This is a genomic window from Glutamicibacter sp. AGC84 (assembly GCF_053543575.1).
In genome coordinates, this window is sequence record NZ_JBLVOC010000026.1 from 265,246 (window position 1) to 288,467 (window position 23,222).

19 protein-coding genes are annotated in these 23,222 nt (G+C 56.3%); 7 read left to right on the plus strand and 12 right to left on the minus strand.

Translation table 11 applies throughout. From position 1 onward, the window contains the following. Positions 1-85: 85 nt before the first annotated feature. Both ACNPN0_RS15880 and ACNPN0_RS15885 read right to left on the minus strand, forming a co-directional pair. Entirely contained in the window at positions 86-208 is a 123-nt protein-coding gene (locus ACNPN0_RS15880) for a hypothetical protein (RefSeq protein ID WP_255209577.1), read from the minus strand. Positions 209-791: 583 nt separating this feature from the next. Beyond that, complete coding sequence (locus tag ACNPN0_RS15885) at positions 792-2,243, minus strand: CCA tRNA nucleotidyltransferase (protein WP_448938130.1); 1,452 nt, start codon at positions 2,241-2,243, stop codon at positions 792-794. 124 nt (positions 2,244-2,367) lie between these two features. On the opposite strand from ACNPN0_RS15885, the gene ACNPN0_RS15890 reads away from it, so the two are divergent. The 5 genes from ACNPN0_RS15890 (at position 2,368) to trxA (ending at position 7,779) form a co-directional block, all read left to right on the plus strand. Beyond that, positions 2,368-2,907: an NUDIX domain-containing protein gene (locus tag ACNPN0_RS15890; RefSeq protein ID WP_105656609.1), complete on the plus strand. Its 540-nt coding sequence runs from the start codon at positions 2,368-2,370 to the stop codon at positions 2,905-2,907. Between the two features lie 37 nt (positions 2,908-2,944). Continuing rightward, positions 2,945-4,648, plus strand: coding sequence for a murein biosynthesis integral membrane protein MurJ (gene murJ, locus ACNPN0_RS15895; RefSeq protein WP_448938129.1), 1,704 nt, complete (start codon positions 2,945-2,947; stop codon positions 4,646-4,648). Between the two features lie 126 nt (positions 4,649-4,774). Continuing rightward, the gene (locus ACNPN0_RS15900; RefSeq protein WP_400341840.1) at positions 4,775-6,361 is read left to right on the plus strand and encodes a hypothetical protein; all 1,587 of its coding nucleotides are present in this window, start codon (positions 4,775-4,777) and stop codon (positions 6,359-6,361) included. Between the two features lie 100 nt (positions 6,362-6,461). Further along, on the plus strand, positions 6,462-7,427 hold the full coding sequence (gene trxB, locus ACNPN0_RS15905) for a thioredoxin-disulfide reductase (protein WP_105656612.1): 966 nt from the start codon (positions 6,462-6,464) through the stop codon (positions 7,425-7,427). A gap of 28 nt (positions 7,428-7,455) precedes the next feature. Next, complete coding sequence (gene trxA, locus ACNPN0_RS15910) at positions 7,456-7,779, plus strand: thioredoxin (RefSeq protein WP_105656613.1); 324 nt, start codon at positions 7,456-7,458, stop codon at positions 7,777-7,779. A 112-nt stretch (positions 7,780-7,891) separates the two neighbouring features. Here trxA and ACNPN0_RS15915 read toward each other — a convergent pair whose 3' ends face one another. The 10 genes from ACNPN0_RS15915 to rpmH form a co-directional block, all read right to left on the minus strand. Continuing rightward, on the minus strand, positions 7,892-8,104 hold the full coding sequence (locus tag ACNPN0_RS15915; RefSeq protein WP_133833767.1) for a hypothetical protein: 213 nt from the start codon (positions 8,102-8,104) through the stop codon (positions 7,892-7,894). Between the two features lie 3,379 nt (positions 8,105-11,483). Further along, positions 11,484-11,831, minus strand: a complete 348-nt coding sequence (locus ACNPN0_RS15920) for an ATP-binding protein (protein ID WP_448938128.1) — start codon at positions 11,829-11,831, stop codon at positions 11,484-11,486. A 2,206-nt stretch (positions 11,832-14,037) separates the two neighbouring features. Further along, positions 14,038-15,231, minus strand: coding sequence for a ParB/RepB/Spo0J family partition protein (locus ACNPN0_RS15925; RefSeq protein ID WP_448938127.1), 1,194 nt, complete (start codon positions 15,229-15,231; stop codon positions 14,038-14,040). 198 nt (positions 15,232-15,429) lie between these two features. Further along, complete coding sequence (locus ACNPN0_RS15930; RefSeq protein ID WP_105658699.1) at positions 15,430-16,353, minus strand: ParA family protein; 924 nt, start codon at positions 16,351-16,353, stop codon at positions 15,430-15,432. A gap of 177 nt (positions 16,354-16,530) precedes the next feature. After that, a complete protein-coding gene (gene rsmG / locus ACNPN0_RS15935) occupies positions 16,531-17,172 on the minus strand; it encodes a 16S rRNA (guanine(527)-N(7))-methyltransferase RsmG (protein ID WP_105662203.1) in 642 nt (213 codons plus the stop codon). A 46-nt stretch (positions 17,173-17,218) separates the two neighbouring features. Further along, positions 17,219-17,746, minus strand: coding sequence for a Jag family protein (locus ACNPN0_RS15940; protein WP_133833763.1), 528 nt, complete (start codon positions 17,744-17,746; stop codon positions 17,219-17,221). Between the two features lie 2 nt (positions 17,747-17,748). Next, a complete protein-coding gene (yidC, locus tag ACNPN0_RS15945; RefSeq protein WP_105658696.1) occupies positions 17,749-18,723 on the minus strand; it encodes a membrane protein insertase YidC in 975 nt (324 codons plus the stop codon). Next, positions 18,723-19,100 (minus strand): membrane protein insertion efficiency factor YidD, encoded by a 378-nt coding sequence (gene yidD / locus ACNPN0_RS15950; RefSeq protein WP_105662201.1) that lies wholly within the window; start codon positions 19,098-19,100, stop codon positions 18,723-18,725. The genes yidC and yidD overlap by 1 nt, the downstream gene beginning before the upstream one ends. After that, on the minus strand, positions 19,100-19,453 hold the full coding sequence (rnpA, locus tag ACNPN0_RS15955) for a ribonuclease P protein component (protein ID WP_105658694.1): 354 nt from the start codon (positions 19,451-19,453) through the stop codon (positions 19,100-19,102). The genes yidD and rnpA overlap by 1 nt, the downstream gene beginning before the upstream one ends. A 64-nt stretch (positions 19,454-19,517) precedes the next feature. Further along, positions 19,518-19,655, minus strand: a complete 138-nt coding sequence (gene rpmH / locus ACNPN0_RS15960) for a 50S ribosomal protein L34 (protein WP_075972541.1) — start codon at positions 19,653-19,655, stop codon at positions 19,518-19,520. A 516-nt stretch (positions 19,656-20,171) separates the two neighbouring features. Here rpmH and dnaA point away from each other — a divergent pair. Both dnaA and dnaN read left to right on the plus strand, forming a co-directional pair. Then, positions 20,172-21,608, plus strand: coding sequence for a chromosomal replication initiator protein DnaA (gene dnaA, locus ACNPN0_RS15965; protein WP_105658693.1), 1,437 nt, complete (start codon positions 20,172-20,174; stop codon positions 21,606-21,608). A gap of 465 nt (positions 21,609-22,073) precedes the next feature. After that, on the plus strand, positions 22,074-23,201 hold the full coding sequence (gene dnaN, locus ACNPN0_RS15970) for a DNA polymerase III subunit beta (protein ID WP_105658692.1): 1,128 nt from the start codon (positions 22,074-22,076) through the stop codon (positions 23,199-23,201). Positions 23,202-23,222 lie beyond the last annotated feature (21 nt).

The following is a 23,222-nucleotide window of genomic DNA, read 5'->3' on the forward strand; positions in this document are numbered from 1 at the left end:
GGCGCGCCTCTTGGCGATGCCTTGCGAGTTCATCATGGGTACCTCGGATTCTTGTTAGCGGGCAACGGTAATGGCGTTGCCGGCCTTAGCGAATTCGAAGGTACATTTCTGGTGGCACGTGGTTCTTCAGCTCACGCTGACGCATGCGGCGGTTGAACTCGGTGCTATCAAGGTTGGTGAACTTGCGCTTGTCTTGACGCTTTTTCATTTGCTGTCCCTCCCTTCGGTCAAAGTAGAAGGGGAGGGAAGATCTTGGCGCGTAGTTGAAATGGCGCGAGCTTTCAGGCTTTCTGGTCCTGCGAAGATTAATTCCGAGGTGCGAACTGCCCGTTGAGCGGATGAGGAGAACAGTGGACTAGGCATGAAAAAAGTTCCTAAGGGTGAGAGTCGATTACTGACCTGCAACCTCAGGAACTTATGCGGGATTTACCGTGAGTTAGGAATCCGCTTGTCCGGAGGTTGGGGAAATGAGCTTGCACAGACGAGACATGGGAGAGCCGCCAATAAATCGCGCTCCACGATGAGTCTCTGTGTACCAATTGGTATTAATCATTTCGCCACCTCCTAAAATCTGCTCTCGGCCGGCCATGGATGCCATGGGGCCTCTTTGAAAAGTTTTCTCGATCCGCAAGTCTCATTGAGACTTCCCAATCACAGTATTCAGCATACATGGATTAACCCCGATGCGCTACAAATTTGCGCAGAAACTTTAAGCACTTTCCCGGGGACGGCAAAAGCACCCGAATCCATGCGGATTTCAGGTGCTTTTCCCTTGGTGCTCAGGTCAGAGGTTACCCCTCGGTAGCCGATTCCTGGGCTTCAGGCTGTTCTTTCCACCAGGCGCGCAAGCGCTCAGTGGCGATTTCCGCGCCCAGCGGGCCTTCGTCCAAACGCAGTTCCAAGAGGAACTTGTATGCGCGGCCAACGACCTTGCTCGGCTTGATTCCCAACAGGTGCATGATCTGCTCGCCGTCGAGATCCGGGCGGATTGACTGGAGTTCTTCTTGCTCGGCGATCTGCGCGATGCGCGCCTCGAGGTCGTCGTAGGCAAAAGCCAGGCGGTCGGCCTTCTTGCGATTGCGGGTGGTGACATCCGAACGGGTCAGGCGGTGCAGATGCTCGAGCAGGTCTCCAGCATCGGTGACGTAACGGCGCACCGCCGAGTCAGTCCAGCCCGCCTCGCCGTAGCCATAGAAGCGCATGTGCAACTCGACCAGTCGGGCTACGGACTTGGTGGTGTCCTTGTCGAAACGCAGGGCGCGCATGCGCGCCTTGACGAGCTTCGAACCCACCATGTCATGGTGGCGGAAGGATACTGCTCCGCTTGGTTCAAATTTGCGGGTCGCCGGCTTTCCGATGTCGTGCATCAGCGCCGCGAAGCGCAACACGAAGTTCGGGCCGGGAACAGGTCCCGCTTCATCGGTTTCCAACGCCATGGCTTGTTCCAGCACGGTCAGCGAATGCTGGTAGACATCCTTGTGCCGGTGGTGCTCGTCAATTTCCAGACGAAGTGCCGAGACTTCGGGCAGTACCTTATCGGCCAGGCCAGTTTCCACCAGAAGGTCGATTCCCGCGCGCGGGTCTGCACCGTTGATCAGCTTGACCAGTTCATCGCGAACCCGCTCGGAGGAAATGATGTCGATCCGATCGGTCATTCCGCTCATGGCTTCGCGCACCTCTGGACTGACTTCGATCTTCAGCTGCGAAGCAAAACGGGCAGCGCGCATCATGCGCAGCGGATCGTCGGAGAAGGAGATATCAGGTGCACCAGGGGTGCGGATGGACCCGTCTTCCAGCGAGCTTACGCCGTCGAAAGGATCCACCAGCTCGAGCTGCGGCAAGCGCAGAGCCATGGAGTTCATGGTGAAGTCCCGACGGAAGAGATCGTCGTGCAGGTTATCACCGAAGGCAACGATCGGCTTGCGCGACTCCTTGTCATAGGCATCGGCGCGGTAGGTCGTGACCTCTAGCGTGTGTTCGCCCTTCTTGAAGGCAATAGTTCCAAACTCGCGTCCCACATCCCAGACGTTATCGGCCCAGCCGGAAATCACCTTGATGGTTTCTTCCGGGCGTGCGCTGGTGGTGAAATCGAGGTCCGGGGATACGCGTCCCAAGTACAGATCCCGAACCGGCCCTCCTACCAGCGACAATTCATGGCCCGCCCGAACAAAACGGTCGGCCAAGTCGAAAATAACCGAGGGCAGGATTTGACGCAGTGCGTCAGGCGAGGGAAGTGCATGCATAGTTACTTAAGCGTGCCAGAAATCCCGGAAGAATGCTTGAAATTCCGACGGATTTGCCTGCGAGATAACTTACTTGTCCACGTCGATCAGGCGGCGAACGGTACTTTCTCGATAGAGTGGTTCCATGAACCGACCGATCCCGTCTGCCCCAAAGCGCACCCCATTGACTGCGTCAATGGCTCGCGCGCAGGCAACTGGCGGTCACACGAGCCTGCCGACCGTGGAAGAAGTCTCTTCCGGCGGCATCGTGATCGACTTCAACGACCCCACCTTCCCAGTGGCCATCATTGCCCGGTACAACCGTGGCGGACGGCTGGAATGGTGCCTGCCCAAGGGCCACCCGGAGGGCGTGGAAACCAATGAGGAAGCGGCTATCCGCGAAATCGAGGAAGAGACCGGCATTGCCGGACGCATCCTCGCCCCGCTGGGTTCGGTCGACTACTGGTTCACCGTGACGAATTACCGTGTGCACAAGACCGTGCACCATTTCCTGCTGGAAGCTACCGGCGGGCATCTGACGATCGAGAATGATCCCGATCATGAAGCCGTCGATGTTGCCTGGGTCCCCATCGGTTCCCTGGGCAAGCGCCTGTCCTTCCCTAATGAGCGCCGGATCGCTGATCTGGCACGCGAGGTCCTTACAAAGCATGTCTCAGGTTCCTAATCCATCTGCGGGCTCCGATCAGCTACACACCGGAGCCATGGACGTAGTCGCCGGACCTCCCCCGCAGCAGGCAGCTCAGCCTGCTGGCTCGCGCTCCAGGATCTATGCCCTGATGGCCTCCGGCACGATGGTCTCCCGCTTGCTGGGCTTCGTGCGCACGGCCTTGCTGGCGATGGCCATTGGTTCGGTCACTTCCGTGGCGGACATCTTTGAAAAAGCCAATATCATCCCGACTATCATCTACATGCTGCTGGCCGGCGGCATTTTCAACGTCGTGCTGATCCCGCAGCTGATCAAGGCCTCCAAGGCGAAGGACCGCGGCGCCGCGTACACGTCGAAATTGGTGACGCTGACCGTCGTGGGCATGGGTATCCTGACGCTGATCCTCACGCTCTGCGCTAGGCCATTGATCACAGTGCTCACCAATAACTGGACCGAGCCGATGATCGCGTTGGGAACGGCCTTTGCCTACTGGTCGCTGCCGCAGATCTTCTTCTATGGGCTCTACGCAGTGCTGGGCCAGGTGCTGAACGCGAATGGCCGCTTTGCCGCATTCATGTGGGCTCCTGCGGTCAACAACATCATCCAGCTGATCGTCATTGGCGCTTTCATCCTGACTTTCGGCGCCTACTCTTCGGGCGACCCGATGCAGGATTGGAGCGGGGTCAAGACCATGTGGCTGGCTGGCGGTGCCACCTTGGGTATCGTATTGCAGTCGGTGGCGCTGTTCTGGCCACTGAAGAAGACCGGGCTGAAACTGACACTGGACTTCCAATGGCGCGGCATGGGACTGCGCCACGTGGGCAAGCTGGCGATCTGGACCCTGGCGGCCATGGTGATCGGCAATCTCTCCTCGCTGGTGTACTCCAAGATCGTGTCCGGAGCTACCGCGGCTCGAGCGCAGCTGCCTCCCGAACAGGCCGCCTCGGTAGCCGGCGAGTACGCGTTGAACACCTCGCAGTTGATCACCGTGCTGCCGCACTCCCTGTTCGCGCTGACCGTCGCCACCGTGCTGTTCAACGACTTCGCCCGGGCTTTCACCGAGAACCGCCGCAAGGATGTTGGCAAGCTGCTCAATCAGGGCATGCGCTCCACCGCAATCCCTATCGTGTTCTGCACGCTGGTCTTCATCGTGCTGGCCGGACCGCTAGGCAGGCTCTTTGCCGGCAACTCCGAGAATGCTGCGCAGGCCGCGGGCGCTCTCGGGCAGCTGCTGGTGCTCACCGCGCTTGGGCTGCCGTTCAAGTCCTTGCAGTTCTTCATGCTGCGTGTCTTCTACGCAGAGGAAGATACCCGCACCCCGATGCTGATCCAGTCGGCCACCGCCGGGCTCGGATTGATCTTGGCGTTCGCCGCTGCCGCCGTGGTCGATCCGCTGCATATCGCCGCCGCCATTGCCTTCATCTACGGCTTGACCAACGTGCTGACCTGCGTCGGCACCCACTATCTGATCAAGCGCCGCTACGGCAACTACGGTGTTTCCTCTGTCATCGACACCTACATTCGAGTCGGTTGGATGGCTACGCTCTCCTCCATCATTGGATGCATCGCGCTCTGGCTGCTGGGTGGATTCAACTTCGGATTCGCCTACGACTCCGTATTCAGCGCCCTGGTTTCGGTGGCTATTGTCGCGCTGGTGATGGGCATCGTCTTCATTGGCTTGCTGTACAAAACCAAGGTCCCGGAGCTCCAGTCGTTCCTGGGTCCGATCCTTCGCAGAATCCCGGGACTCAATCGCTGATGGTCCGCTGAAACTTGCTAGTGATTCTGGGCAAATAGGCACCAAATAGCTTGATCTGACCGGTAACATGGCAGGTGGTGGTCCGTGGACCGCCACCGAACCAAAATCAACCCCTTGGAGATGCACGTGTCGCAGCCAATCGATGTCGGCTCTGTCCTCAGCGGTCGCTACCAAGTAACCGAGAGTGTCCTTTCATCAGCTGAAGGAGACTTGGTACTCGGTGGCGTAGACCAGGTACTGAACCGCTCGGTCAGCATCATGGTGGCTTCCGTGGAGAATTCATCGCAGCTGGCAACGAGCGCACGCGAAATCGCCATGGGCGAGCGCGCTTCGAACGTTCAGGTGCTGGATCTGGGCATCACCGATGCCAACCAGACCTACCTCGTCGCCAACACCGCGCGTTCCTCGGACCTGCTGGACCTGGTATTGGAAACCGACGACGCTCCATATGTTGAGCCGTTCTTCACCGACACCCTGGGCACCGAGATCTTCGGCGAGTCCCGCCAGGCCGTCCCTGAGACCTACGAAGACGACAACGAGTACTACGACCAGCTGCAGTACGAAGACGAACCAGAGCAGCAGGGCAAGATCGGTTCCGCCTTGGCTGGTGGCTTCGCAGGACTGAAGAACCGGTTCGGCAAGAAGAACCAGGAACAGCCTGAAGAAGAACAGTTCGACCAGACTGCGCCTAATGAGCAGGTTCCCGCCACCATGGCTACCCCGGTTGCGCCAGCTGAAAAGCCAGCGGCCGAAGACAAGCCGAAGGTCTCCCGCCTGGAAGACGAAGACGAGCCTAATGTCACCGCAACTGCGGCTCTGGCTGCCGCTGCGCAGTCCAAGGGCAAGACGCCGGCCAAGCCTACCCAGAAGCCTGCCGAGGAAGATGAGAAGCCGGCAAAGAAGAAGGCTGCAGCAGCTGGAGCCGTAGCCGGCGCAGGCGCCGCTGCGGGTGCCGCCGCTGCCGCTGCCCCGAAAGCCTCGACCTTCCCCGCAGCTGCCAAGAATGCTTCTGCCCAGGACCCCCAGGTCGGCGAAGAGGAAGAGGAAGAAGGCGGTTCCAAGGGAACTCGCCTGCTGGTTGGCGCCGTCTTGCTCATCGTGCTGATTGTTGCAGTCGTGTTCGCTTTTAACTTCCTTGGTGGGGACAAGAACACCACCGCCGATGGCGAGCAGCCAACTGCCGTGGAGTCCCCGGAAAAGCCATCCGAGACCGAGAAGGAAAAGGACTCAACCGAGGACGCCTTGCCTGCTCCGAAGATCGACGACGTATCCCGCCTGGTTCCCGGCAATCAGCAGCTGAACTCCGAAACCGATGGCAAGCTGGGCCAGATGATCGACGGCAACGCCTCGAGCACCTACTCAACGTACTCGTACACCACCGCTGATTTTGGCGGCTTCGCTTCCAACATGGTCTTCATCCTGGAACTGGACGAGCAGTCCAAGATCTCCGAGGTCAATCTCGAGGGCCTGAACGGCACCGGCGGCAACTACGAAATCCTCGTCGGCGAATCCGAAGACCTGGGCGATGCCAAGTCGGTAGCCAAGGGTTCATTCTCCGGTCCTTCGGTTTCGGTAACTGCCAAGGACGACGACAAGGACTACATGGAAGGAACCCACGTGTTCCTGGACATCACCGACCTGCCTCGCAAGGCATCCGGCGGCAATGATTCACGTCCATTCGGTCTCCAGATCGGTGAATTCTCCGCCAAGTAATAGAAGCGGAATTTTTTACGAAAGCAATGCGTTGAGGTGGATAGTGAGGTTAGACCTTGCTATCCACCTCGCATTATTAGAACGAAAGGGTTCTACCCCCGTGACTTCAGCACAGAACGACGAAATCCGCGACGTCATCATTGTCGGCTCCGGTCCGGCCGGTTACACCGCCGCGGTTTACACCGCCCGTGCGAATCTGAACCCACTAGTCATCGCCGGCTCAGTCACTGCCGGCGGCGAACTGATGAACACCACCGACGTGGAGAACTTCCCAGGCTTCCCCGAGGGCATCATGGGCCCAGACCTGATGGACAACATGCAGAAGCAAGCCGAACGCTTCGGCGCCGAGATCCTCTTCGACGACGTCACCGAAATGAACCTCGAAGGCGAAATCAAGACGCTGTCCCTGGCTGACGGCACCATCTACCGTGCTCGTGCTGTCATCGTCTCCACCGGCTCCGCCTACCGCGAGCTGGGCCTGCAGGACGAAAAGCGCCTCTCTGGCCATGGCGTCTCCTGGTGCGCCACTTGCGACGGGTTCTTCTTCCGCGACCAGAGAATCGCCGTGATCGGCGGTGGCGACTCCGCCATGGAAGAAGCGCTGTTCCTGACCAAGTTCGCCTCCAAGGTCATCGTCGTGCACCGCCGCAACGAGCTGCGCGCTTCGAAGATCATGGCCGACCGCGCCCTGGCCCACGAGAAGATCGAATTCATCTGGGACTCCGAAGTCATCGGCATCAACGGTGCCGATAAGGTCGAAGGCTTGGTCGTGAAGAACCGCACCAGCGGCGAAGAATCCACCGTGGATGTCACCGGTATCTTCGTGGCCATCGGCAACGACCCACGCGTGGATCTGGTCAAGGACCAGCTGCAGCTGACTTCCGAGGGCACCATCGCCGTTGAAGGCCGCACATCCAAGACCTCGCTGCCAGGTGTCTTCGCCGCCGGCGACGTCATCGATTCCACCTACCGCCAGGCCATTACCGCGGCCGGCTCGGGCTGCGCCGCGGCCCAGGACGTGGAGCACTACCTGGCCAACGTTTCCGAAACCCTCGCTACCGCCTAATAGTTTTCTCAGAAAGGGGTTGTCTCTCATGAGCAACGCAAAAGCAGTAACTGAAGCAACCTTCCAGGCCGATGTCCTGGATGCCGACAAGCCAGTGATCGTCGATTTCTGGGCTGAATGGTGCGGCCCTTGCCGCCAGCTCGGTCCAATCCTGGATCAGATCGCAGAAGAGCACGCTGCGAAGGTCGACGTCGTGAAGGTCAACGTCGATGAGAACCAGGCAATTGCCGCGAAGTACGGCATCACCAGCATCCCAGCCGTATACGTCTTCAAGGGCGGCGAGCATGTCGCTACTTCCATCGGTGCCAAGCCGAAGGCTGTCATCGAAAAGGACTTCGCAGAATACCTGTAAGCCAAGAACATGATTGAAGTGGGGATCAACCGCAAGGTTGGTCCCCACTTCTTATTTAACCGTGGCGCCGCGAGAAGTTCACTTGCTTTCGTTTTCTGGCCGTTTCCGAGCCTTACCCCAGCTCAGGTTGAGCCGGTTCTTCATCTGAAGGCCCTTTTGACATGCTGTTGCGAATATCCAAGGTAAAATATTTGTTTTTATTATTCTGGCTCTGCTCTATGACGCTTTGCACAGTTCTTTGGCACCCGTCAGCCAAGATGCGCATTTCATGCTCAGCAATGGACCCGGCAAGTTCGGGTTCGCATTTGATCGTTTCTCTGGCCACCTAGACAGGTTCCCGAATTCTGAATCTTGATGTCCTATGCAAAATTCAGCGATCCGCAATCGCCGTATTTCTAGCCCTTCAACTTCGGCCCACAATTCCAGACTGCACTGTGAAGGGCCGCGGAAACGCATCCGGATACGCCGCACATGCTAGCTGATTGGATGTGCTTTCTGAGAGGCAGCCAAAACCAATTCCTCATGGGACTATCCGCTTCCGGTCGAAATTGCGTCAAATTCTGTCCATGGATAATCCAGGCCATGCCGACTGCCGCATCCCCGTGTCGCCGCGACACTCAGTTTTCATGGGCGTCTTTAGCTGGAACAGCATCTCTTGGTCTTGATTATTGGGAGGGTTCAACGCGCAGTGAGAACTGCCAGGGCTAACGGAGTTCCAGGGAATTAGCGGAGCACTCCCCTTCCGCGTATCCACTGGTTGCTCACTGAGCCTACTGTTTCGCCGTCAATCGTCAGAATCCATGATGCTATCTCCTCCAAAGTCCGAACGGTTCAGCAACGAGTTCCTGAGGACGTTCTCTGGCTAAACTGGCACGCAGTAAGCAGAACAGAATCTTTCGGCTTGTGAGTTGTTGTCGTAAGTCAGTTGCTGCGGCCCAAACCATGTTTCGTGCCGATACGTCATCACCCACTGCGCAACGGTCACATGGGCCGCTGGGTAATGATGAGGTGCGACCTGTCGAAGATTGAATGAATCTGAGGTCGATTGCCGTGGAGCGAACGAGCCACATCATCGCTGAATAGCTGTTCATACCCATCGGGGCGAAGCTTGCCGGTAGAACCTGCATCAGGGACAAAGGCCTTAGACTCATGCTCGCTGCCCTACTGTCGACTCGCGAAGAGAAGGCCTGAATCTCCAATCTGCTAGTGATCGGAGGGGTTTCTCTCTGATCAGGTCATTGCAATTCTGCACTAGGTCCTAGTGCAATCAACTAACTCTGAACAGCGCGCTACCTATCTTTCGGGAAGTCGGTTTCCCCGAGGGCCAGTACTAACCCCACATATAAGTTCTTTCATTCACACGCTTCCCTCCTTCAGGTTCTCTTGCCTTTCAATTAATGGAGGTCTTCGCCCAGTTCTCCAACCCTGAGAAATTTAGGTTGATCACTACTACGGGCTTCGGCACCTGGGGCTTCGCACTCCACGGCATCATGCCTACCTATTGCGCGGCTGGTGCATGGACAGCTTGGTCCGAATTCCCGCGCTATTTACCTTGGGGCTTTTTTCTAGTGAATAGTTCCTTCGAACCGGGACAAAAGCAGGAGCGGGTTGAGCCGGGTTTGCGGAGACTCTAGTGAACCTATTTCACCGCTAATCCTCCTACTCTCTTGGATTGAAGGTTGTGATCCTTCTGGATTTCCCTTCGCTCACCTTGCTCATGAGCGGGATCTGGAGCGCTACCGGGCCGCTCATGCCCGACAGGGCTCCCGGAGACCCATACATCCGCCTAGGACGCGCTTCTGCAGCCTCATAAGTCACTCCTAAGGCTTTCTGGCCATCTGTTGCTCGACCCCTCCCTAGGGCCTTGGCGTCATTTCCTCCTGTCAGCTGCTGGCGTTGAAGTGGTTGGACGATCGTATCCAGGCTTCACCTTCCGCGCGTATGGGACCAAGGGTCAAGTTATCCCTCGGCATCTCGCGACGCTCTTACTTTCCTGCACGCCGTGCGTGCTCGCCGGGTTTTTGGCGCTGGAACGAACTTCCTCATGTCCGCGCCGCAAGCCGCAGGCTGATCACTGTCCTCTCACGTAGGCACCGGCCAGACAGGTCCTCTCCGGCGCTCGTACAGGCCTACGCATGTATTCAGCAAGCTTCTTATGCCTCATCTCAGCAAAGGCTGTCAGCCTGCGGGTAGTGGGTATAGCATCATTAGCTATTCATCTCGGGGGCGGGGTGCCCAGGTCGTGCGTGGCCGCTCCATTCTGTGCAACGTCAACCCTGCATGTGCTTTCAGGTCGTTCTGGTTGTTTCACGTGAAACACCAAGCGCATCGTTGAATTCAGGACAATCAAAGGGCGGTCAGGTTAATGTTTCACGTGAAACGTTGCTTCAAGGCAGCTGCTCTCAGTGTTCATGTTGCGGTTCCGCCCCCCACCAGTCGCAGTCGCCGATTCAAGAAATTCGAGAGACGGTGACACGATTTCATGACAGCTCGAACTCGGATTTCTAGAGATCTGGATGTCGGTTCGGCAAGGGTGCGCACCAATGTCAATCCCACACCTGCGTCAGGAATCTTAATGGAGTCGTTGCTTCTCATCAGCGTGCCCTGGCTCAGGGTGCGCGTAATGGCTTCGGGAAGGGCTAGTACCACTCCCCCATCGCACGGCATGGCGCATTCGACATAAGAAGTTCCGGTCATGCCCGCAACACCAACTGAAAATCGCCTTCTTATCGTCAAACGGAATCGGATCTGTACCGTCCAATTCTCCCTACGCCAGCTCGGCATTGGTCAGCAAACCGGACGGTTCTTCGCCCGATATGGATGGTTAGGCGAAGACAGCCTCTCCTCAGGGTGAACCAAGCAATCAGTATTCGCCGAGGCATCAACCTCGTCACCATTGGCCTCACCCCAGCGGACAATCGGCGGATTGGACCTGGTTAGCACCGACTTCTGTTAATAACGATCAGCTGCATCAACGGCCGCAGTACCGAATGGAATGTAATCCACCTTGACGATGATCAACAGTTTGTATTGCATAAGACGCAGCAACTCATGAGTCGATTTCCCTCCGTGATGCGCCGCCACCAACCTTTACGCGCAGCCAGAGCTGTTCATCGAAGAGCATTGGATACCACTGCCGGCAGGCTTTGACACCCAGCGCAATACGCGAGTTAGTATTCACCGCCCATGGCGGTCCTCTACAGGTCACGAGCATAGCTGTCGGGATGATCGCCGTCCTGGCCCGGCAGGTTCACGAGTCCATCCCTCATCGTGTGCTGGATCAACATGCTACTTGCACGTCCGACAGATTGATGGCATTTTCATGGCTCTCGCCAACTGCTCAATCGTTTCTCTCGAAGAACGCATTACTGGCCATCATGAAAGTCGTGGATGTCCAGGCAAGGGATTCTACTGCCGGCCGATACCTGGCGTGACGCGACCACGCAGCCGTGGTCGTGGCCAAATAACGGTTGTGCATCGAATCTTGCTCAACGCACAACGCAGTAATCTGCACATGTGCCGGATCGGTAATCATCTGGTGCTTGTGAATATTCGGTGGTTTGAGAGCCACCCAATATTGCGCTTCTGGGCCAGTCGTTATTGTGGTTCAGATCCACCCAATAGTCTCCCTTAGAGCCACCTGCCGGATCATCAGTCCGGCAGGAAGTCCTGAACGAGGATTCCATCGAATCAACGCCCCGTGGCTAATGCTCCGGCCGAGAGTACACCTCACACATGTTGAGCCCACCGGTCTCAACCCAAATCGTATCGTGCACGACATGATCCATGATCGCGTCGGCCAACGCACCAGCGTCCAGCCGGGAACGCCAATCCGATTGCTTGTACTGCGTACAGAAAATGGTGGATGCAGCGTCATACCGCCGCCCTATGAGCTCGAAGATGATTCTCAGCAACCCGCCGGCTGGAGGATCCAAAAGCCACTCATCCATCAGCAAGACGCAACCACCGGCGCGCGCGGACAGAATACTGGGTGGCTCAGAACCGCAATATTGGCGGCTCTCGAAAAGTCCAATATCCAGCTTGTCCAGCACCGCGGAGGATCAGCCATCACCGGCTGGCCGCAGACCCTCTATCCATGGTCACCGTGGAATCAACAATCCGGCCAATGTCTGAAGGATGCACCAATTAATTATTGCGGCCCAGACTCATGCTATAGGTCCTTCTCCATCGTGCCCGATGGCTGAGCCCGGTACTGATGGCATCGAAGGCGAGATGATCATTGTGCCTAGAGCCTACGGCGACCGGTCGATGCTCCGGACCTGGATCGGGCTGAACGGTGTACATTGGCTTTCGGTAGACACCCGTCGAGCTGTTTGCTGAGATTCTGAAGGAAAGAGGATTCAAGCAACTGGTTGCATTCGGTTTGCTCTTTGAACTCAGAATCTCTCGGTGGAGCCAGAATGCTCCTGCTAGCCAGCGGCTCGGCAAGCACTGAATTGGCTTCCGTGTCTTTCCTTTTGCTTCCGAATCGCGGATTCACGGTTCCAGATTCTGCTCTTGAGGACCGCGTCATCATCGTCGTTCTAGCTCCACATCCCAACGCTCAGATCCGGGCATTGCCAACTAGGAATCGTCAGCGCTTTGAACACCCTCAAATGCGACAGCCTCATCATCAGCTCCGGCAGCATCAGAGCCTGGTCGGATCCGACAGGTGTCCGTGGCTTGGGGAACCACAGATCCACTTGCGCCGCTTGCCCTGATTCGTGGACCAACCGGTCCGCAGGGCCCACGTTCGTGTATTCCGGACATATCAGTGCGACCCGGTTCTTCAACGTGGAGATGGAATTCGTTCATTCGATTCGTTCGTCGATGGCCGTCGCCGGCATGCGCGGAGACTCGCAGACCAGCCTGCGGGTTTCTGGTTCGAAAGCGTCAGCGATGGAACCACGCTTCGTCTGCAGGTCATTTGCAGACTCGGTGACTGCCAATGCTGAGCATACGGTGTTACGTGCGATGCCAAGTCGCCGCGAGATCGCCGTTATTGGCACGCCTTCTGCTCAATGCAGTCGACGGATTTCTGCGTACTGTTCCACATTGATCCTTCCCTCAGAATGTCTGTTGAATGGATCAGGTGGGGTGAATATTCAAAAGTCGTTCAATGGTTAGCATTCAGTTAGCGTTGGCACCCCTCCGAACTTGCCCCCGGTTGGTCCTGCCATAAGTCCATAGCGGCCTTCCTTGGCCCTTCACGGCCTTCGTGCGAGCCTTCCTCTCCCCTACCCGACTCCCGGCTCTCGTGGCGTCGCTATACACCCACCTTGCTGCTCAGAGAGTCATCACGGTATGCCTGACTATCTGATCTTGCTGTTCCAGAACATGCTGTATGCAGTCCTTGCTCAACGCCGTTGCATATCTTCCCTAAACAAGAACGATGAAACGTACCCTTGGAATCGCCCGATACGGCTTCTCGGTCCAAGGTTTTCGGAGTTGTGCTCAGTTGCGGACAGCATCCTGGCTCCCTTGCACATCAGTCCTCGAACAATCTAAGAAGCATGGCTGACACATGCCACTGCGCATTAGATGGAGTAGAGCCAGGCAGGGATAGACCGCGAAAACCTTCAGTGTCTCTACTGATCGCACCTTGTGTTCTCCTTCGCGCTGGAAGGTAGCCGGAATACTGTGCACCAAATGCGGCACCTATCGCCCCGGATGTCCTACCAAGCAGAATACTGGCTGCCCAAATCCGTATCCGCTGGGGTAGTTCCCGCAGCCAGGCGGGTCGAATCATGCGTTCTATCCTCTTCCCGTTCTCCGTAGAATTCATTAAGTGGAGGCATTTCGGTGACCTAAACTGAATGGCTCGCTGATCCTCAGGAGCAGGCATCGGAGAATGGTTACGAAGCGAGGTGAAGGGCTCGGCTCAGCGATGCGGTGCCAATCCCGAACCTGGTACGGTGTGTCCTGCTTTCTCTACATTTCTGGACAGCGTAGTGGCTACTTCGTGCTCATGCCATCGGCATGTACGTTCCCTCTTTGATAAGCCAACGGCGGATGCCAACAATCAGTTTTATGCTTGCTGTGGTTCATGATCCATTTGATGCGAAAGCTATGCGGGCACACCTAAGTATCCGTTTATGGACAGCAGCGGTTTCCTACCCACCAACGATTCATCTCCATGTGCCGCCCTCATACTTGGTTGGCAGTAACCTCGCATGGAGTATTTGTTTCACGTGAAACACAGGCTCTAGATACAAGAAAGGCGCATGTTTCACGTGAAACATGCGCCAGTTCATGAAATTACGAGTTCATAGTCGGATCAATAACCTGCATGATGCGGTTCAGATCATCCACCGAAGCGAACTCAATGCTGACTTTGCCCTTGCGGCTGCCAAGCTGAATCTTGACGTTAGTGTCCAAGCGGTCCGCGAGCGAAGTTGCCAGGAAGTCCAGGCGTTCATTGCGCTGGGTCTCTCGCGCCTTCTTTGCTGGCTTTCGTGGCTTGTCGTCACTCAGTGCCACTGCTTCTTCGGTCGCGCGCACGGACAAGCCCTCATTGATGATTCGCTGAGCCAGCTGCTCGATGACTTCGTTGTTCGACAGTCCTAGCAACGCGCGCGCATGACCGGCAGAAAGAACGCCAGCCGCAACACGACGCTGAACGAGTGGAGGTAGTTTCATCAAGCGAATCGTATTGGAAATCTGCGAACGGGATCGTCCGATTCGTTCTGAAAGCACTTCCTGGGTGCAATTGAACTCTTCTAGAAGCTGCTGATAAGCAGCGGCCTCTTCCAGTGGATTCAGTTGTGAGCGATGCAGGTTCTCGAGCAAGGCGTCGCGCAACAGATCGGTGTCATGCGTGTCGCGGATAATGGCCGGGATAGTCGCTAGGCCAGCCGCCTGTGTCGCGCGCCAACGGCGTTCACCCATGACCAGCTCATACGGAGCGTCATCTTTCTCGCGGGAAGGGCGGACCACGATAGGTTGAAGCAATCCAATTTCGCGGATCGAATGGATGAGTTCATCCATGTGCTCCTGATCGAAGTTGGTACGCGGCTGCTTGCGATTTGGGTGAATCAGCTGGACGTCGAGTTCAGCGAACTGTGCGCCAGGAACTTCGACAAGATCGGGAGAGTGTGATTTTACAGGTTGCGGCTCGGTCTTCTTAGGTGCTGGTTTCTCAGCTGATGCGTCTTCCTGAGGTGCAGAGGTATTCTTTCCCCCAAGAGTTGTATTCAAGCCAGGCATAGTTGCGCGAGCGCGCTTTGCCGGCTTTGCGGGAGTGGTTGGCGCCTTAGGTGCCGAGGACTTGCGTCCCGGTTCGAAGAACATATCGACAGGACGTGTAGCGCGCGACTTCGACGCTTCCGCGGCCGGTTCTACAGGAGCTGTTTCACGTGAAACATTCTGGTTTTCCTCAGGAGCCGCCGTCGCCGGTGAGCTGGAAATAAGGGCACCCAGTCCCCTGCCCAATCCCCGCTTCTTATCTGCCATGTTCTTCGCACGCCCTTTCATCCGAAATTTCAGCCCGAGACTAGTCTACTGTTTTTTGGCTTTGAACCGGGGATGCGCACAGTGCGTCAGCCGTGGCTCTCACCGTACGAATCTCGCATCCGCATCAGATAGATCTGGAAAAACAAACGAAAATCTAAGGGGATGATCTTTTCCAGCGTGAAACGTATTTATAAGGTCTTAAGCGCCTCGTTCAGCCATCTCTACGGCTGCTTCGGAGTACGACAATGCACCAGTCGAATTTGGATCATAAGTAATGACGGTCTGCTGGTAGCTCGGCGCTTCAGAGATTCGTACCGAACGAGGGATGACGGCCTTGAGCACCTGCTCTGGGAAGTGCTCACGGACTTCGTTGGCGACCTGCGCGGCCAAATTCGTGCGACCGTCGTACATGGTCAGCAGTATCGTCGAAACCGTCAGCTTGGAGTTCAAATGCTTCTGGATCATTTCAATGTTCTTCAGTAGCTGGCTCAGGCCCTCGAGCGCATAGTACTCGCACTGGATTGGGATGAGAACTTCACGAGCGGCAACGAAGGCGTTAACGGTCAGCAGGCCTAGGCTTGGTGGGCAGTCGATGAAGACGTAGTCCAAGCGAGGCAGCCCCTTGCGCTGGCGGGTACGCGCGTAGTCATCCAGGGCGCGCTGCAGGCGCTGTTCGCGGGCTACTAATGAAACCAACTCGATTTCAGCGCCTGCCAGGTGAATGGTTGCAGGAGCGACCTGCAGGGTTGGCAAGTCTGGGCATGTGGCTACTACGTCAGCCAATGGAAGATCATTGATTAACACGTCATAAATGCTGTCTACTTCAGCGTGGTGTTCAATGCCCAGCGCGGTAGAAGCGTTGCCCTGCGGGTCGATATCAATGACCAGGACGTTTAGCCCGCCCTTGGCTAGGGCGGCGGCAAGGTTGACCGTGGTCGTCGTCTTGCCTACGCCACCCTTCTGGTTGGAAATGGTGAAATAGCGGGTCTTCTCAGGCATTGGCACCTTGCGGGCCTCCAAAGCTTCGCGACGACGATGTTCACTAGCTATCTGAGTAGCCAAAGGCGAGGACGAGTCGTTGAAATCAAACGCGCTATCCGATGAATCCTTAGTCTTAGACAAAGGTAAAACTCCTCCTCGTGAATTGATGCACCTAATGCTCATGGCGTGCACCGATAATGTTTCACGTGAAACATTCAAAACAAGTCATGCAGATTGCGAAATGGCTTCATCCTCGAAAACTATGAGGATGAAAGCCATTTCGCTTCTATAACTATTTAACAGACTATCGCGTCAACCTTAGCCAACCTTGATGCGAACCACCGTGGTTGGCTCTGCAAGGATGCTTTCGCCCACAGTGAGCACTTCGGTTTCCCTGCCGCCAAGCTTGCGGATCGCCTTGGTAGCCTTAGCGATCTCTTCGACAGCGGAGCGGCCCTTGATGGCGATGAGCTCGCCCTGTCCGTGTAGCAATGGAATAGTCAGTCCAGCCAAGTTGGTCAGAGCAGATACGGCACGGGCCGTGACATAGCGTGCGTTGACGACGTCGACCATCTGCTCTGCACGGCCACGCATCACGGTGACGTTGTCCAGACCCAGATCATCGATAACCTCGGAGAGCCAGATGCAGCGGCGCTCCAGAGGCTCAATAAGCGTCAATTTGAGGTCCGCGCGGGCAATTGCCAAGCAGAGCCCTGGAAGGCCAGCACCGGAGCCTACGTCGGCTACCTCGGCGTCCTTCTCCATGACCTCTTCGATCACGGCGCAGTTGAGCACGTGACGGGACCACAGACGGGGTACTTCCCGTGGGCCAAGAAGCCCGCGCTCAATGCCCGAGGTCGCCAGATGCTCCACATAGCGCTTGGCAAGATCCAGGCGGTCACCGAAGATCTTCTCGGCAGCCAGGGTCTCTTCTGCAGTAAGGCTGAGGTCCTCAGTCATGGTCGTTGGTCCTTAGGTCGATCAGCACGCTCTCGCGTGATGGTTCTTAGCTGTCCAGTACCGAAATAACGATATGGCGTCGGGTCGATTCACCCTCGGATTCCGAGTGCAGTCCTGCATCGGCGATCACGTCGTGCACGAGCTTGCGCTCGTAGGCGCTCATTGGATCCAAGTGGGTCTTCTCGCCGGTTTCGCGTACCGACGCAATAGCATCTTCAGCGATCTTGCGGAGCAGTTCTGCGCGCTCTGCGCGGTAGCCGGCAATATCCAGGATCAAGCGCGAACGTTCACCGGTAGCAGTGAGCACTGCCAGCCGGGTGAGTTCCTGGAGGGCATCGAGGACTTCTCCATCCTTGCCTACGAGGCTCTCCAACGAGGCGTCTGCGTCCTCGGCAAGGATCGAGATGTAGGTGCGGCCACCGCGGATCTCGATGTCGATATCGCCGTCCAGATCTGCAATGTCCAGAAGCTCTTCGAGGTAGTCGGCGGCGACGTCGCCCTCGTCCAGAACTTCCTGGTCGTCTTCGATCTGGTTTTCCAGTTCTGGTGCGTCGATGTTCTCAGTTGCAGTCATGGCTACTTCTTCTTTCGACGGTTCTTGCGCTGCGGCTGTTCACGCTGGCCCTTGGCCTGCTGCTCTGCCGCGGCGGCGGCAGCGGCATCAGCGTCTTCCTTCTTCACGCCTACTGGAGGCAGGCCCTTGGCGGCGCGGCGAGCGTTAAGTTCGCGCTCTGCTTCCGAACCAGGGGTCGGGTTGTTGCGGATAACCCAGAACTGCTGGCCCAGGGTCCACAGGTTCGAAGCGGTCCAGTAAATCAGCACACCGATTGGGAAGTTGATACCACCGATACCGAAGACCAGGGGCAGGATGTACAGCATCATCTTCTGCTGCTGCATGAACGGGCCCTCGAGGGCCTCCTTGCTCATGTTCTTGGTCATCAGCTGTCGCTGGGTGAAGAACTGCGATGCGGTCATTGCAAGGATCATGACCACCGCAACGATGATCACTGCCCAGTTGATGGCACCGGAATTGATGGTGCCCAAGAAGGTCTCGGACAGCGGAGCGCCCAGGATCGAGGAATTGTCGAAGCTGCGGATGTGCTCAGCGGACAGAGCGCCGATCGAACGTCCATCATCGCTGGCGCGGGAGGCTTCGTTCAGAACGCGGAACAGCGCGAAGAAGAACGGCATCTGCACGAGCAGGGGCAAGCAGGAAGACAGCGGGTTGGTCTTATGCTTCTTGAACAGCGCCTGCTGCTCCTGAACCATAGCCTGGCGCGACATCTGGTCGGTCTTGCCCTTGTACTTGGCCTGCAGCTTGCGCAGATCAGGCTGCAGTGCCTGCATCGCGCGCTGGGACTTGATCTGCTTGACGAACACTGGGATCAGCAAAGTACGGATCAGCAGCACGAGGAAGATGATCGACAAGGTCCAGGTAACACCCGAATCCCCGTTCATTCCAATCGCGGTGAACAGTTCGTGGAATGCCCACAGAACCCACGAGACTACGTACGTAAACGGAGTCAGTATCGTGTCTAGGAAGTTGTTCATCAGTGGTCGAGCTCCTTGCGGCCGCTTTCCGCGGCGTCTTCATCGTCGGGAATCACAGGATGATTCAGAACTATGATCCTCGGCAGTTTGCCTTCTGGCCAAATCCTCGGTCCCTCAGGAACGTGGTCGACGCCTCCGTGGGACCACGGATTGCATCGGAGAATCCGCCAAGTGGTCAATCCGGCGCCTTTGACAACGCCGTGCTGAGTCACTGCTTCGAGCCCATAGGCAGAACAGCTAGGAAAGTATCGGCATACATCGCCATATAGTGGCGAGATGAGTTTTCGGTAAGTCTTGAGCAGCCCGATAACGATGTTGCGTGGGATATCGATGATGAACCACAGCAAACCGGTACGCGGAGCTAAGTCCTTACGCATCAGCGCGCCTCAATCTTGCGCAAAACAGCGGAGAAGGCTGAATTGACCTGGGAGTTGAGTTCTTCCCAAGAGAGTTCGGCGGCGCCAGGAAGTGCACGGAAGACGAAATCGACGTCGCCGTCCACGCGCCGCAGCTCGTGGGCGATTTCCCGCATTCGTCGTTTGGTGAGATTCCTTTTAACGGCAATACCTACAGCCTTGGAAACAATGAATCCAAACCTGTCACCAAGGAACTCTTCGGTTTCTCGGTGCCGTGCATATAGCACGACGTTCCGGCGTCCGCTTCGGACGCCGGAACGTACAGTGGCTGTAAGGTCTTGCGCTAGGCGCAGTCGCTGATTCTTAGGCAACATCGGCTTCGGGTTGCTCTTTAGCTGAGCTCGTTGAAGTCATGCTGCCAAGAGCTGTTTCGCAAATTTATGCGGACAGCTCGGTGCGACCCTTGCCGCGACGTGCCGAAAGGATGGCACGACCTGCACGGGTACGCATACGAAGGCGGAAGCCATGCTTCTTCGAACGACGACGGTTGTTAGGCTGAAAAGTCCGCTTGCTCACGGTGACACTCCAAAACGTTTTAGATGATGCGTACTACCCGTTACTAGCTAGCTGGATAACAACAGGATGACGCTCGTGCTTTTTATAAAATGCGCTTTTTTCGCGGGCTCTTCCAAAAATGAGCAAGTCGCAAAAAGATGCGCATAGGACTGAATAACAATAGAAAACTATGCGCGCAAGGTCAAATTGGCGCACGAGTTCTGCCCATGCTCCCTACTTCGAGAGTCGGCCTGTGAATAATCTACCCCAGACTTGTGGATTAAGGCTGTGCATAACGAAAGAAAATTCACAGTTTTCCGCAAAGCAGCTAGTCATCTCGCAGCGAAAAACGCTTGATTTCAAGGGAAAACCCGTTTTCCACAGTAATAACACCCGGTTTTTCCACGGAGCTGTGCATAACTGTGTGGATGATGGATAGAATCAATGCAGACGTGGTCCAGAAAACGACGTTTCAGAAGCCTGGAAACAGGATTCTTGTGACCAAGATTGCATTTAAACGGAAGCGGGGCGCCCTTAGTGAGCAGCGACGAAACCAATAGCATTGGTAGCTCTTGGCGCCAAGTCATCCGGAAGATCGAGGATGATGATCGCGTCAAGGCGCGTTACCGTGCCTTCGTATCGCTGGCTAAACCTCAGGGACTAATCGGTACGACGCTCTTAGTTGCGGTACCCAATGACCTCACCCGCGATATTCTGCAGACTCAGCTGCGCGAGCCGCTGGATGAAGCACTGCGAGAAGTCTTCCAGGACGAGATCCGTTGCGCCGTCAGCGTTGATCTCTCGCTCTCGGATGAGCTCGAAGAAGATGAGCCTGAAGCCAAAGCCGCCGCGCCGTCAGCTCCAGCAGTCGTTGAGACTCCTGGTCCGCGCCCCCAGCCAGCACCGCAGCCAACTCCCCCATCGAATTCGCAGGAGTTCGGCCGGCTGAACCCGAAGTACATTTTCGACACCTTCGTGATCGGCTCATCGAACCGCTTTGCCCACGCCGCAGCCGTTGCTGTTGCCGAAGCGCCGGCCAAGGCCTACAACCCGCTGTTCATCTATGGTGATTCAGGTCTGGGCAAGACTCACTTGCTGCATGCCATTGGCCACTACGCACGCCATCTCTACAAGGGCATCCGCGTGCGCTACGTGAACTCCGAAGAGTTCACCAATGATTTCATCAACTCGATCCGCGACGACGAGGGCGCAAGTTTCAAGCAGACTTACCGCAATGTCGACATTCTGCTCATTGACGACATTCAGTTCTTGGCCAACAAGGACGCTACCCAGGAAGAGTTCTTCCATACCTTCAATGCGCTGCACAACCACAACAAGCAGGTTGTCATCACCTCTGATCTGCCTCCCAAGCAGCTGCAGGGATTCGAAGACCGCATGCGTTCGCGCTTCGAGTGGGGCCTGCTGACCGATATTCAGCCACCAGAGCTGGAGACGCGTATTGCGATTTTGCGTAAGAAGGCCGACGCTGAAAATCTTTCAGCTCCAAGTGATGTCATGGAGTACATTGCTTCGCGTATTTCCACGAATATCCGGGAACTCGAAGGTGCTTTGATCCGTGTCACCGCTTTCGCGTCGCTGAATAACCAGCCCGTGGACCTTGCATTGGCCGAAACCGTGCTCAAGGACTTGATCAGCGAAGACGGGGCCCAGGAAATCACGCCGTCGACCATCATCAAGCAGACCGCAGAGTACTTCGGACTGAGTATTGATGAGCTGAACAGCAAGTCGCGAACTCGTACTTTGGTCACCGCGCGCCAGATCGCCATGTACTTGCTGCGTGAGCTTACCGACATGTCGCTGCCGAAGATTGGTGCAGAACTTGGCGGCCGCGACCACACCACCGTGATTCACGCGGATCGTAAGATCCGTGAGCTCATGGCCGAGCGCCGAGCGATCTTTAATCAGGTCACCGAGCTAACCAACCGGATTAAGCAGAGCCAGCGGGAGCACTAGCGGCGAGAAATCACAGGTGTGGATAAGACTGTGGATGATTTGGTGACGACCTGCGGATAAGTGCGCAAACCATGTGGACGTTAAAAATCATGGAACTGAGTATCAACAGGATGGTGGAACTGAGTCTCATGTTCAACCACAGATTGTTCACATGCACAATCGTGGGCGGGTCTGGGGTTACAGGCCTTATCCACAGTATCCACAAGGGTTATTAACACTTCTCCTTTAAACCCTTAATCATCCAAATAACGAGTCCACTCCACACCCTCGAGCCAAATCCTGTGCAGAACAATTTTTTGTTGCATCGTCCACACTTCGTTCATTGAGCAGACGTTGCGCTATCAGGGCGTGGCAAGATTAGATGGATAAAACGTGCAATTACCTGCTCTATGCTTAAGAACTTGGCGAGGGAACAACCTTCTTGGCCTGACTTAAGACTTATGGGTTCCGAAAGGCGGATTTTTCGTGAAGTTCAGCGTTGAAAAGGATGTATTGGCAGACGCCGTATCCTGGACTGCCCGGTCCCTGGCACAGCGACCACCATCACCTGTTTTGGCTGGCATTCTCATCACCACCCATGAAGGCCTGGTTCGGCTCGAGGGATTCGACTATGAGATTTCCTCGCATATTGAGATTCCCGCGGACATTTCTGAGCAGGGTTCGATCTTGGTTTCCGGCAAGCTCTTGGCTGAGATCACCCGATCGCTGCCTAACTCGACGGTCACCTTGGAGACCGAAGGCTCGAAGATCTCGCTGACCTGTGGCCGTTCACGATTCCACCTGGCCACCATGCCAGTTGATGAATACCCAACCCTGCCTGAACTTCCAGCTATCGCCGGCACTATCGATGGCCAAGCATTCTCCGAAGCTGTATCGCAGGTTATCGTTGCGGCGTCCAAGGACGACACCTTGCCAGTTCTCACCGGCATCAAGGTTGAAATTGAAAATGACCTGATCACATTCTTGGCCACGGACCGCTACCGTCTGGCTCTGCGTGAGCTCAATTGGACTCCGAACCAGGCAGAAATCTCGACCTCCTTCCTGATCAAAGCCAAGACCCTCAACGAAGTTGCCAAGACTCTCTCGAGCTCTGGCGAGCTGAAGCTTGCAATGAGCGAGAACGGCGAAATGGTTGGCTTCGAAAGCTCCAACCGCCGGACCACTTCGCTGCTGATCAATGGCGAATACCCGAAGATCCGCTCGCTGTTCCCAAGCGACACCCCAATCCATGCCACCGTTCGCACCAGCGAGCTGATGGAAGCTGTTCGTCGTGTATCGGTGGTTGCCGAACGCAATACCCCAGTTCGCATGGCTTTTACCGATGGCCAGCTGACCTTGGATGCTGGCACCGGCGAAGACGCGCAGGCTGAAGAAGCTATTGTTGCGTCTCTTCGCGGCGAAGACATCGTCGTTGCCTTCAACCCGACCTTCTTGTCCGAAGGCCTGAACTCCTTCAATACCGATTTCGTGCGCTTCTCCTTCACCAGTGCGCCCAAGCCGGCCATGCTGACCGGCCAGAAGAAGCTGGATGAGGATGACCAGGACCAGTATCGCTACCTCGTGATGCCGGTTCGGTTGCCCAACTCGAACTAAGCCAATTTCGTGGTGGATGGC